Origin of the sequence: Mycoplasma milvi (assembly GCF_048284715.1) — a bacterium.
In the GTDB taxonomy this organism is placed as follows: Bacteria; Bacillota_I; Bacilli_A; order Mycoplasmatales; family Metamycoplasmataceae; genus Mycoplasmopsis.
This window is the reverse complement of sequence record NZ_JBLWAH010000003.1, coordinates 87,521-100,900: the sequence shown is the minus strand read 5'-3', so window position 1 is coordinate 100,900 and position 13,380 is coordinate 87,521. Positions and strand designations below refer to the sequence as shown.

Annotated in this window: 10 protein-coding genes and 1 other RNA gene; 9 read left to right on the top strand and 2 right to left on the bottom strand. The window is 30.6% G+C overall.

The window, feature by feature from the left end; translation table 4 throughout:
• The first annotated feature begins 154 nt into the window (after window positions 1–154).
• The 6 genes from argS (at window position 155) to ACNQ13_RS02055 (ending at window position 6,819) form a co-directional block, all read left to right on the top strand.
• Entirely contained in the window at window positions 155–1,816 is a 1,662-nt protein-coding gene (gene argS, locus ACNQ13_RS02080; protein ID WP_418018930.1) for an arginine--tRNA ligase, read from the top strand.
• A 44-nt stretch (window positions 1,817–1,860) separates the two neighbouring features.
• Window positions 1,861–2,121: a DNA-directed RNA polymerase subunit delta gene (gene rpoE, locus ACNQ13_RS02075; RefSeq protein ID WP_416741613.1), complete on the top strand. Its 261-nt coding sequence runs from the start codon at window positions 1,861–1,863 to the stop codon at window positions 2,119–2,121.
• A 9-nt stretch (window positions 2,122–2,130) separates the two neighbouring features.
• On the top strand, window positions 2,131–2,997 hold the full coding sequence (gene fba, locus ACNQ13_RS02070; protein ID WP_418018929.1) for a class II fructose-1,6-bisphosphate aldolase: 867 nt from the start codon (window positions 2,131–2,133) through the stop codon (window positions 2,995–2,997).
• A 43-nt stretch (window positions 2,998–3,040) separates the two neighbouring features.
• A complete protein-coding gene (locus ACNQ13_RS02065) occupies window positions 3,041–4,234 on the top strand; it encodes a thermonuclease family protein (protein ID WP_418035573.1) in 1,194 nt (397 codons plus the stop codon).
• A gap of 137 nt (window positions 4,235–4,371) precedes the next feature.
• Window positions 4,372–6,324 carry a DNA topoisomerase subunit B gene (locus ACNQ13_RS02060; protein ID WP_418035572.1) on the top strand — a complete coding sequence of 651 codons (1,953 nt, stop codon included), beginning with the start codon at window positions 4,372–4,374 and terminating at the stop codon, window positions 6,322–6,324.
• A gap of 120 nt (window positions 6,325–6,444) precedes the next feature.
• Complete coding sequence (locus ACNQ13_RS02055; protein WP_418018953.1) at window positions 6,445–6,819, top strand: hypothetical protein; 375 nt, start codon at window positions 6,445–6,447, stop codon at window positions 6,817–6,819.
• Window positions 6,820–6,891: 72 nt separating this feature from the next.
• Here the strand turns inward: ACNQ13_RS02055 and ACNQ13_RS02050 are convergent, their stop codons facing one another.
• Complete coding sequence (locus tag ACNQ13_RS02050; protein ID WP_416741618.1) at window positions 6,892–7,722, bottom strand: bifunctional 5,10-methylenetetrahydrofolate dehydrogenase/5,10-methenyltetrahydrofolate cyclohydrolase; 831 nt, start codon at window positions 7,720–7,722, stop codon at window positions 6,892–6,894.
• Window positions 7,710–10,199: a valine--tRNA ligase gene (locus ACNQ13_RS02045; RefSeq protein ID WP_418035571.1), complete on the bottom strand. Its 2,490-nt coding sequence runs from the start codon at window positions 10,197–10,199 to the stop codon at window positions 7,710–7,712. The genes ACNQ13_RS02050 and ACNQ13_RS02045 overlap by 13 nt, the downstream gene beginning before the upstream one ends.
• A 236-nt stretch (window positions 10,200–10,435) precedes the next feature.
• Here ACNQ13_RS02045 and ACNQ13_RS02040 point away from each other — a divergent pair, with 236 nt between their 5' ends.
• The 3 genes from ACNQ13_RS02040 (at window position 10,436) to ssrA (ending at window position 13,380) form a co-directional block, all read left to right on the top strand.
• Window positions 10,436–12,490 carry a GmrSD restriction endonuclease domain-containing protein gene (locus ACNQ13_RS02040; protein WP_418035569.1) on the top strand — a complete coding sequence of 685 codons (2,055 nt, stop codon included), beginning with the start codon at window positions 10,436–10,438 and terminating at the stop codon, window positions 12,488–12,490.
• Window positions 12,491–12,557: 67 nt separating this feature from the next.
• Entirely contained in the window at window positions 12,558–12,992 is a 435-nt protein-coding gene (gene smpB, locus ACNQ13_RS02035) for an SsrA-binding protein (protein ID WP_418035568.1), read from the top strand.
• A gap of 15 nt (window positions 12,993–13,007) precedes the next feature.
• Window positions 13,008–13,380: a transfer-messenger RNA gene (ssrA, locus tag ACNQ13_RS02030) on the top strand.

Below are 13,380 nucleotides of genomic sequence, written 5' to 3'. Positions count from 1 at the left end.
CTTATTAATTTATGTAATTATATTATATTTACACCTTAAAAGCTTGAAAAAAGCTATATATAAGATATAAAAATTTTAATGTTTCAAACTATACAAAATTAATAATTTTATATAATATAAAAAATTATTAATTTACCTATATTTAAGGAGTATGATGTCATTAAAACAAAAAGTAAAGCTTGCTATTAATCAGACTTTAAAACAATTACAAGGCCAAAATTTTTTCAATCAAGAACTTGAAATTGAAAATTTAAATTTTAATGTTGTCCAACCAAATGTACCTGAAAATCTAAACACAGATCAAATTCAATATGATTTCTCAACTAATGTAGCTTTTATTGTTAAACAATATGCTATAGAAAAAAATCCAACTATTGTAGCTGAAAAAATCGCTCAAATTCTTGCTCAACATAGTTTATTTAGTCAAATTGATGTAGCACGTCCTGGGTTTTTAAACATAGTGCTAGCTAATAGTGCTTTTGTCCAAACTATCCAACAAGTAATTACAGCTAAAGACAACTTTGGAGGAAACTATATTGAAGGAGATAAATTAAATGTTGAATTTGTCTCAGCTAATCCAACTGGTTTTTTACACGTCGGACATGCTAGAGGAGCTGCTTTTGGTGATTCATTAGTTAGAGTATTAAAACATGCAGGATATGATGTAGAAGCAGAATATTATGTTAATGATGCTGGAAATCAAATTAGTGTGTTAACTAACTCTATTTGAGTTAGATACTGTGAATTATTTAATATTTCACACCCAATGCCTGAAGAATGCTACAGAGGAAGCGATATCATTTGAGGTGCACAACAAATTAAAGAACAATATGGAGATTTCTTCATTGAACTAAATGATCAAAAACGTGAGCAATTAGCAACAATTGCTACAAAAATCATGTTAGATAAGATTAAAGATGATTTAGCACACTTCAATGTCAGCTTTAATACTTTCTCAAGCGAAAAAGCAATTAAGAACTCAGGTGCTATTGAACAAACGTTAGCAGATTTAAAAGAAAAAAATGCTACATATCAACAAGATGGTGCACTATTTTTAAAAACCGAAGCCTTAGGTGATGATAAAGATCGTGTTCTTGTTAAGTCAAATGGTGACTATACATATTTCTTACCAGATATTGCTTATCACCAAATTAAGTTTAATAAATGTAACAACTTAATTAATATCTTTGGTGCCGACCACTCAGGTTACATTCAAAGAATGAAAATAGCAATGCAATATTTAGGATTTAATCCTGAAAACTTAAACATTCTAACAATTCAACTAGTTAGATTAATTAAAGATGGCCAAGAATTTAAAATGTCTAAGCGTGCCGGAACTAGTGTTACATTAGCTGACCTAATGGATGTTTCTTCTACTGATGCAATTAGATTCATGATGTTAACTAGAGAAATCAATAATAAGTTTGACTTTGATATCGATTTCGCTAACTCACAAGATTCTAAAAATCCAGTTTTTATCGTTCAATACGCACATTCTAGAGCGATTTCATTACTAGAAAGATTAAACCAAGAAGGTATTAATGAAAACATCCAATTCACTGACAAAGCTAAAAAAGTAATTGTTGAGTTAGACAACTTTGATGAATTAATCAAAACAATTATATCAACTACAAAAGTTAACTTAATGACTCAATACTTAATTAACTTAGCTAAACTATTCAATAGTTTTTATGCAGAAACTAAGCTAATTAACCATCAAGATCAAAGTACCTATGCTTACTTAGTTCAAGCTGTACAAATTGTTTTAGAATTAGGGCTTAAACTTATTGGGGTTTCAGCTCCTAAATCAATGTAATATTAAAATAATCAAGTATAATAGAAATACTTTAAGGGGAAAATATGTCAAAAAGAACAATGCTAGAAATTGCAATCAATAAAGTGAATTCAAACCCTACAGCAGAATTTACATTTTATGAAATCTTTGATGCTGTAGAAAACGAATTAAAATCAGACTGAGAAGAACGTTTTGTTACTGAAGAAAAACCTTACGAAAAAGTAAGAGAAACAAAAATGGGTGAATTACATCGTTTATTAACTGTTGATAAAAGATTCCAAAGAACAGTTAATGATAAATGACAAGGTAAAAACACTGGATTTTAGTAGGTAGTTATGGCTTTAGTAAATGCAAAAGATATGCTTAAAAAAGCAAGAAAAGGTAAGTATGCTATTCCTCACTTTAACATTAATAATTTAGAGTGAACTAAAGCAATTTTATTAACTTGTGAAGAAATGAAATCACCTGTCATTTTAGGTGTTTCTGAAGGTGCTTTAAAATACATGGGTGGTTTTGAAACTGTCTCAGGTATGGTACTTGGAATGATTAAAGATTTTAAAATCTCAATTCCAGTTGCTCTTCACTTAGATCATGGTTCATTTGATGCTTGTGTAGAAGCAATTAAATCGGAAGCCTTTACATCAATTATGTTTGATGGATCACATTTACCATTTGAAGAAAACAAAGAACTCACTCAAGAACTTGTTTTCCTTGCTGCAAGTCGTAATATGTCAGTTGAAGCTGAAGTTGGCTCAATTGGTGGTGAAGAAGATGGAGTAATTGGAGCTGGAGAAATTGCTGATATAAATCAAGCTGTTTCATTGAGCAGACAAGGAATTACTGTATTGGCTGCTGGAATTGGAAACATTCATGGAATCTATCCAAAAGATTGAGCTGGGCTTAATTTTGATGTACTAGCTGAACTAGCTACTGAAACAGGAATGGGAATTGTGCTTCACGGCGGAAGTGGAATTCCGAAAGATCAAATTCAAAAAGCTATCTCTCTTGGTGTAACTAAAATCAATGTCAATACTGAACTTCAACTTGCAAATCATCAAGCAATCAGAGAATTTATCATTTCAAATAAAGATCTAGAAGGTAAAAATTATGATCCTAGAAAACTTTACAAGCCTGGATATGAAGCTATGTGTAAAGTGATTAAAGAAAAAATTCTTGAATTTGGGTCACAAGATAAGGCTTAGGCCTTTTTCTTTTGCTTATTTAGAAAAATAATAGAATTAAAATATGAAAAAATATAAAAAACTACTTTTGCCAACAGTTATATTAAGCTCACTTATTCCAACTGTTGCCACCCAATGTAATCACACTAATGCAAATGAAAATCAACAACCTGATAGCGAACTTAAAGAATTAAGTTCCAAAGCAATTAAATATGCAAGGGAAAACTTATTAAATCAAAAGGAAGTTGTTAAATATCAACCACTACTTAACTATCTCAATACTCAAGTAAATAAAATAGATGCTTTAGGACAACAAAGTGTTGCAAACAAGCAGGAAGCTAGAGCATTTATAGCACAACAAGAAAATAACTTTAAGGCTATGAGTAAGGTGTTTTCAAGTGAAAACATACTAGATCATAACCTAGTAGAAGCTTGAATGCATTTTAATCGTTCTTTAGATAAAATGATTGAAAAATCAAATTTTATTTTTCAAAACGACTTAAGACTAGCTGATAGCAAAGCCAAATATAAAGCTTTTATGCAAGAGTTAAATAATGATTTTGCTAATAGCAGGTTTGACTTTGTTGCTAATAATGATGCTAGAAGTTTTAATAATCTTTACAATCAAGCATTGCTAAGATACAAATGATTTATGAGAGATCATTTACCTCAAAATTATGTAGTCTTAATGGATAATCATGTTGCGGATGGAGATACTATTTATAATATCTTTTTAGGACAGCCAGATAGTGGTAAAGATACTAGTAAAGCTGAGCAACCACTTCATGTAAAAGAAGCAAATCATAAAGAAAATATCGGTAGAATTTTAGGCCTACGTTTTAGAGGAATTGATACTCCTGAAACATTTAAAGGTAAACCTGAAAAAGATGCTAAGTTAGCTAAACTTGAAGATAAATATGCCCAAGCTGCTAAACAAAATCTTATGAACATTTTAGATGAAGAAAACTGAGTCTTTTATATCCATAAGACTGGCGCTGATGTTTATGGTAGATGAGTTACATTCTTATTTTCAAATTCAAAAGAAGACTTTGCAACTGAATTTGGTGTAAGACAAGTTGCCGATGGTATGGCACGTGTTTGATATATTGACAACGCTAATAAGAAAAGCATTTTCTATACTAAGACACCATTAGAAAAAGAATATTACAATTATATAATCGAAGTTCAAAAACAAGCACAAGCTGAGAAAAAAGGATTTTGAAAAGAAGATATTAATAATGTTTTTCATGTTGATTAAAAGATAGCAATTTTGCTATTTTTTTATCTACCCCATAGGCTTATTTGTTTTTGTTGTCAAACTGGTGCAATTTGGAAAAAGCAAAAAATTAGGTATAATTCTAATAAATATAAATATTTATTAGAATTGGAGCTGAAATGGCCGAACAAAATAAAGAACAAAATAACTATAATGCAAGTAATATTCAATTTCTAGAAGGACTTGAACACGTTAGAAAAAGACCAGGTATGTATATTGGATCTACTTCTAAATCTGGACTACACCACTTAGTTTGGGAAATCGTTGATAACTCTGTGGATGAATGTATGGCTGGATTTGCAAGCAGAATTGATATTACCATTAATTCTGATAACTCAATTATTGTTGAAGATAATGGACGTGGAATCCCAGTGGACACACATGAAAGATTTAAGATTTCAGCACTAGAAGTTGTTTTAACTAAGCTAAATGCAGGTGGAAAATTTGAATCTAATGCTTATAAAGTATCAGGTGGATTACACGGGGTTGGAGCTTCTGTAGTTAATGCCTTAAGTGATTCATTTAAAGCTTGAGTTAAGAGAAATGGAAACATCTATTTTGCAGAGTTTGCTAATGGTGGAAAAACTATTCAATCAACTCATGTAATTGGTACATGTAATCCTGGCGAAACAGGAACAAAAATTCAATTCCACCCTGATTACTTAGTTATGGAACAACTTCCTTTTGATAAGGAGCTAATCATTGACCATGCTAAACAAATTGCTCACTTAAATAAAGGGCTTTATGTTTCAGTTACTGACTTACGTGACAATACTCAAGTTGAATACCAATATGACAATGGTATTATTGACTATGTAAACGAGTTAAATGAAGGATATAAACCTGTTACACCAGTAATTTATGCTGAAGGTGAATACACAGCTAAAAACAATAAAGATGAAGATGTTGTTATCGGTGTGGAAGTTGCTATGCAATATCTAGCAGACTTATACCGTGGGAATGTTATTTCATATACTAACAACATTTCAACTCATGAAGGTGGAAGTCACGTATCAGGATTCTATGATTCATTAATGAGACTAATTAATAACTATGCAATCGAACATGGAATTATTAAGACTGATGCTGAAAAATTCACTCGTGATGACTTACTTGAAGGTGTAACTGCAGTTATCTCAATTAAGCACCCAGATCCTGAATTTGAAGGACAAACTAAAGGTAAACTAGGATCTAAGGATGCAAGACAAGCTGTAAACAAGGTATTTAGTCCTATTTTAGAACGTTTCTTAAATGAAAACCCTGAACTAGCTAAGAAGATTATCGAAATCGCTACAACAGCTAGAAAAGGGCGTTTAGCATCAAATGCAGCAAGAGAAAACGCTAGACGTAAAAATGTCTTTGAAAGTGGTGGCCTTCCAGGTAAACTTTCAGATTGTAGTTCTAAAAATGCTGAAATTTCTGAACTATACATAGTCGAAGGGAACTCAGCTGGTGGTAGTGCTAAAATGGGTAGAGATAGAAAAACTCAAGCTATCTTACCTTTAAGAGGGAAAATTATTAATGTGGAAAAATCTCGTCAAGAAAAAGTGCTTGCTAATGAAGAAATTCTTTCTTTAATTACAGCACTTGGAACAGGACTTGGAGATAACTTTAACATTAATAAACTTAGATATCACAAGATTGTTATTATGACGGACGCTGACGTTGATGGTGCTCACATTAGAACTCTACTTTTAACATTCTTTTATAGATACTTTAAACCATTAATTGAACATGGTTTCATCTATATTGCTCAACCACCTCTATATAAAATTCAACAAAACAAGTTTGTTGCATATGCTTTCAATGATGCACAAAAAGATGCGATTTTAGCTGATTTAAATCCAAACACTAAGATTACTATTCAACGTTACAAAGGGCTTGGGGAAATGGATCCTGAACAATTGTGAGAAACAACTATGGATCCTGAAAACAGAAAGATGCTTCAAGTACAAATTGAAGATGCTTATAAAGCTGATCAAGTATTTGAAACCTTAATGGGTGAGCGTGTTGAACCAAGACGTGAATTCATTCAAACCAATGCTAAATACGTTAAAAATATCGATTTATAATATTTAAAAATTCAGAGTAACCCTCTGAGTTTTTTCATTTTGCTACTAAAATTTAATGCAAGAAGATTTAATTTCACAATGTATGGAAATATTCTATATAATAAGAATATAAGGAGAATTATGAAAGAACAAAACACTAACTTAAATGCTAAGGCTAGTGAACTCATAACATCATTTAAAAATACTAAAAACAAGACTTGAACTATCACCTTTATTGTGCTAAATTCATTTTTATTAGCAGCATTTCTTGTTGCATTCTTATGGGCATGCTTTGGACAAACATTTTCAAGCCTTTCACAGCGTATTGCAGCTGCCTTAATATGACTGGCCCTAATCCTAATAGATGTGTATTTTTTAGCTAGATTAATTAGCTTGCTTATTATTTTATATGCAAGCGAGGATAGTTCAATTAATAGCTTAAATCGGAATTTAAAAATTTATTTAATTTTATCGTGTCGTTACCAAGCTTTAAAAGAAATTAAGCTAACTAATTAGCATTATAAATCCCTTTATCCCTAGTCAATAGGGATTTTTTATTTGCAAAATAAAAAAGTGCAATTGCACTTTCTATCTAATAATATCAACTAAGTTTTTCATCAATGAAACAACTGTCATTGGTCCAACTCCACCGGGAACCGGAGTAATTGCTGCCACTTTATCTTTAACGTCTTCAAAGTCAACATCACCACAAAGATCGCTAGTTAATTTATCATCTAAGTTTGTACCGACATCAATTACAATAGCACCTTCTTTTAAGTTTTTAGCCTTAATGTATTTAGCTACTCCGATTGCTACAATAACAATATCACCAGATTCAATTCCTTTAATTCCAGTTTCTTCGTTATATGTAGCCACAGTAGCTCCCATACGTTTAATAATATGTGCTAGAGGTTTCCCCACAACATGTGAACGCCCTACAACGCAAACTTTTTTATCTTCCACATCGATTTTGTAGTATTCCATTAATTCAAGTACACCACGGGCTGTGGCTGGCACAAAGTGTTTTTCAGGTTGATCATTATATAATCTGAATTCATTCTTGCTTGTTAATCCATCAATATCTTTATCATATGGAACAGCATCTAAAATAACTTGTGTAGGTAGGTGTTTTGGTAATGGTAATTGCACAATGATTCCATCGTGTTTTTCATTAATACGATCCATTTTCTTTAATAGACGATCTTGACTAATGTCTTCAGGGAATTTGTATAAAGTTGCTTCAATTCCTAAGTCTTCAGCAACCTTTAATTTATGTTTAATGTATTTATTTGAAGCTTCATTATCACCAACTTGAATAATTGCCATTGTTAAGGCTCTTGGTAATTCTAAGTCGATTAATTCTTGTTTTAATTTTGCTAATTCGCTTTTGGCTAATTCTTTTCCGCTTAATATTTGCATCTTAGCTCCTCTTCATATTTTTCTAGTTCTTCACTATATTTCTTTAGTTTGTTTTCTTCAGCTTCAACTTTATCTCTAGGTGCTTTAGCAACGAATTTTTCATTGCTTAAAATGCCTTTAGCACGGGCAATTTCGCTTTTAACAAAAGCAATCTTTTCTAATAGCATTTCTTTATTTCTTGCTTTAGTTTCGTCAGATTGTTTAATGTATAAAGTGTTGTTTTCAAGTGCAATCATATAATCATGGTTAGCTTGCACTTGTGCATAGGCCATCTTGTTAATCATAGCGATTGCATTTGAATTTAATTCAGTAACTAGGTTATATAAAATAATTTCTTTTTTAGATATGTTGTTGTCTTCACGATATTTTCTAATTTCAGTAACTACTGCAATAACATCGTTGATATAAGAAGCTTGAGCTTCAATTTCAAAGCTAGGTCAGCTTTGTTCTAGTAATTCAGCCTTAAAGATTTCGCTGTATAGTCTATCTGTAATAAATGGTAAAAATGGATGAAGCACAATTAAGGTCTTTCTAAGGACTTCCATTGCACTTTGTTTTGAGTATGCTGTCTTTAAAAATTCAACATATCAACCTGATAAGTCATTAAATAAATAACGATAGATTTCAGTTCCAAGCACAGCAAAATCATAACTTTTAATGTGAGTATTGATTTTAGCTTCTAAATAAGCTAATTTTTCCATTATTCACTTATCTGCATCAGTTTGATGGCAGTCATTTTCTGGTAAATCAGAGATATATTTAGCAATATTTCAAAGTTTATTATTAACTCTTCAAGCTGCTTCCACTTTTTCATCACTAAACTTGATATCTAGTCCAGGAGTTGTGTTGGTAATTAAGAATCATCTTAATGCATCTGATCCATATTTATCAACCATATTCATTGGGTCAACACCATTGTTCAATGATTTTGACATCTTTCTACCTTGAGCATCGCGAATTAATCCGTGGAGTAATAATTCATCAAATGGTTTTTGTCCCATAAATTCAAGCCCAAAGAAGTACATTCTAGCAACTCAGAAAAAGATAATGTCATATCCAGTAACTAATAAAGAAGTTGGATAGTATCTTTTAGCCAATTTATCATCTTGAGGTCATCCTAAAAAGACAAATGGTGCTAATCCAGAAGAAAATCATGTATCAAGTACGTCAGGATCTTGTACTCAACCTTCTCCAGGGCAAGCTACTTGCACTTTCATGTTACCAGCTGCATCATATCAAGCCGGAATTCTGTGTCCTCATCATAATTGTCTTGAAATAGTTCAGTCATAAACATTTTCCATTCATTGTCTCATGGTGTTTTCAAAACGTTTAGGGAAGAATTCAACTCCCTTACCTGAATCTAAATCATTTAAGATTAAATCTCTAAAGTGATCCATTTTAACGAATCATTGAGGTAATACTAAGATTTCTACAGGTGTCTTAGATCTATCTGAAATTCCCACATTTGAAATAGTAGTTTCAACCTTTTCAAGTAAGTTGTTTTTGGCTAAATATTGACCAATAGCTTCACGAGCTGCAAAACGTTCCATTCCATGGAAGAGTGCATTTTCAGGGTAATTAATTTTTCCAGCTTTATCAATGGTTTCTAAAATTTCAAAACCAAGTTTTTGCATAATTTCAATATCAGCTTCAGCATGAGCACTAAGTTTCATCAATCCTGATCCAAAGCCAATTTCTACATAGTTATCTGCAATAATTGGTAGGCGTTTTCCAGTAACTGGGTGAATTACGTATTTACCTGCTAAATGTTGGTAACGAGTATCTTCTGGATTGTAAACTACAGCCACATCACTAAGTAAAGTTTCGGTTCTAACTGTAGCAATAACTAAATATTCATTCGAGTTTTCAATTGGATATTTAATGTAATACATTTTTTGCTCAGTAGGTTCATTATTTACTTCAATATTAGAAAGAGCTGTTTGCAATTTAACGTCTCAGTTAATTGCTTTTACTCCCTTGTAAATAAAACCTTTATTGTATAAGTCAACAAATACTTTTGAGACTGCCTCATTGGCTTTTTCATCTAAAGTGAAACGTTCATTAGAATAATCTAAAGCTAGTCCAATTGTTGATCATTGTTTTCTGAATAAATTTGCATATTCGTGTTTTCATTCTCAAACACGTCTAATAAATTCTTCACGTCCTAAATCATGACGATTTAGTCCTTCTTTTTTATAAATTTCATCTTCTACTTTTGATTGAGTTGCAATTCCAGCATGGTCCATACCTGGAAGTCAAAGTACATCAAAACCATTTAGTTTCTTATATCGAATAATGGTGTCAGGAATATATACATCTAAAGCATGACCTAAGTGTAATTTACCTGTAACATTAGGAGGTGGTAATAAGATTGTAAAAGGTCTTTTAGCCTCATCATGAGTTTGGAAATATTTTTTAGCTTGCCATTTATTATCGGTGCCAGCTTCAACAAGTTTATGATTGTATGATTTGTCCATTTTTCTCCTAATTTTCTTCAAAATTTATATACTAAATATATTTAATATAATTATATAGTATTTTGCAAAAAAGGGCAGTATTATACATTTTTAAATAAAAAAGGAAATAATTTTTTATTGGAAATTTTTAAGCCCATAAATATGCATTAAAAAATAATTTTTCAATAGTACTCTGTGAAATAGTATTTTAGTTTGCAATCGGATAGATAAATATATAATTGAAAAAGGTAATAATTATGAAAGCAGATAAAAGTAATATTTTAGATATATTAGCAGCTCAAGCTAAATATATCATTCCAATTTATCAAAGACCTTATAGCTGAGAATACAATCAGATTTCTAAGCTATGATTTGATATTGTAAAAACATATAAATTAAACAAAGAGGACTATTTCATAGGTGCAATGGTTGCTGTAGCTGAAACTCCATCGCCAAATGAAATCAATAAATTTGTGATTATCGATGGGCAGCAAAGAATAACAACATTAATTCTTTTACTTATTGCTCTACGTGACTGTTATAATGAAAACAACCAAAGTGATCGTGCTGAAGAAATTCAACGAACATATTTAACTACTGTCTTCCTAGGAAATACTTATAACCGGATTGAATCAAAGAAAAAAGATCAAGAAGATTTAATTTCTTTAATCACAAATACAGCTAACATGAATAAAAAATCCTTAGTTATAGATGCTTATAAATTTTTCAAAGAGCAAATTCCACTGTCAAATATACCTTATGATGAATTACGCAAAACCATAAACAAATTATGAGCTGTTCAAATTGTCCTTGATAAAGATCATGGTGATGCACAAGCAATTTTTGAATCACTTAATTCTACAGGTAAGAGTCTAACAGCATCAGATTTAATTAGAAACTTCTTGCTTATGAACATTGATTATAAATATCAAGATAATATTTATAATCAATACTGAATGAAATTAGAAAAATTGTTCACAATAGATAATGTCTTTAACAATACTATTGCTGATAATTTTATTCGCGACTATTTAATCATGCAAAACAATAATATGCCAAGCAAAAACAGACTGTATGATGAATTTAAAACTTATTTTTACAATTTAAATGTTAGTGACAAAAATATTGAAGTATGTAAGGATCTTTATGATAAAGCAGTAGTCTATCATCAAATTATTAATGCAAACTATAAAAATGATAAAGAAATCGAAAATCTTTTAATTAACATTAAAAACTTACAAAATAATGTTATTTATCCATTTGTTATGAAGTTAATAATTTTATATGAAGAAGGTCAAATCAATCACGAAGATGTATCTTTAGCATTGCAATTATCTATTAGTTATATTTTGAGAAGACAAGTGTGTGCCTTACAAAGTAGTAGCTTAAACAAAATTTTTGCTCAGTTGTTTGGTCGCATTGACTTAAATGATTTTTCTAAGTCAATTAATGAGTTTTTCTTCTCTCTTAAAAATAAAGACAGATTCCCAAATGATGAAGAATTTATGCAATGTTTTGCGACATTTAATGCTTATAGATCTAAACAGATTAAGTATATAATGAAATCACTTGAAGAATTTAATAACAAAAACCTCATCAACATTGATTCTGCAACAATTGAACATATTATGCCTCAAGGAACTTTAAATGATGAGTGGCAACAAATGCTAGGACCAGATTTTGACATTGTTCAAGAAATGAATGTACACAAAATAGGTAACTTAACATTAACTAACTACAACTCAGAAATGAGCAATAATGATTTCTTGACCAAGCTAATGCAAGATGGAGGAATTAAACTTACTCCTTATAAACTAAATCAATATTTTATTAAAAATGATCTTATGGAATGAAATGAAGCTGAAATTAACAAGCGTTCCATATTTTTAGCTAATGAAGCTACAAAAATTTGAATCTTTCCACAAGTGGATAAAGATTTTATAGGAAGAAGAAAAGGGTATTATTCTAATATCGACCATTTCATTACAAGTTCTTGAACTCGGGAAATTTATCAAACCATTCATGACTATGTGATGAGTTTAGATCCAGGAGTAACTTTTAACATAACTAAGAAATATATTGCATATAGACTTCATAATAAAACATTTTTATCAATTGTTTTGAAAAAATCTCTTATTACTATTGGACTACATATGAAAATTAATGAAATCAATGACCCAGAACATATCTGTAGAGATGTGACAAACATTGGACATAATCATTCTGGAAAAAGTGAACTTCATTATACTAAGAAGACTAACCCAACTTATGCCTTTGATTTAATTACTCAATCATTTAATAAGAATAAATAATTCAAGCAGCTATATAAATAGCTGTTTTTATTTGACTTTAGTACCAATATTAAGGTAAAATAGGTATATGAAAATAGTAGCAAATAATAAAAAAGCTTTTCATGATTATGAAATCATTGAAAAATTTGAAGCTGGAATTGAGTTAATGGGCTGAGAGGTTAAATCAGCACGTGCTTCCAGTGTTGATATAACTAATGCCTTTTGTTCAATCTATAAAGGTGAAATATACCTTAAAGAGGCTTATTTTAAGCAATATATGCAAGTTAAATGTGATGAAACCAGAGATCGTAAATTGCTTTTACATAAAAACGAAATACGTAAAATTGGTTTTAAAGAAGACACATTACGTTTAACTATCATTCCACTTAAAATTTATTTCAATGAAAAGTCACGTCTTAAAGTAGAAATAGCCCTTGCACGTGGGCTTAAGAAATATGATAAGCGTGCTAAAATTATTAAAGAAGAAGTCAATAAAAAAATTGCTAAAACTTTATTATTTTAATACAATTTTCTTTATGGGGATATAATGGTTTCGACATGTTATGGAGCCTTATTATTGCAGTAGTTTGGTAGACTATAATACTTCTAGACTTTTTTAAACGGAAACGCTAAAAAAGAATCAAGCATCAACCCAATGGTTTTTGCTTACAACAACACAAACCTAGCTTTCGCTTAATATTCGCGAGCTAGTGGCTTATAAGAAGTTCCTTGGTTTTATAAGTCGGTTAGAGGATAGTGCAAGGGCTGACAAGCTTGCATGAAATTTGTCACACATCATAAAACCTTTTAGTTTGCTTTAGGCTTATGGTGTTATTAAAAGCAAACTAAACTGTAGACGTAGTAAGTCCTTTATAATGTGGACAGGGGTTCGATTCCCCTTATCTCCACCA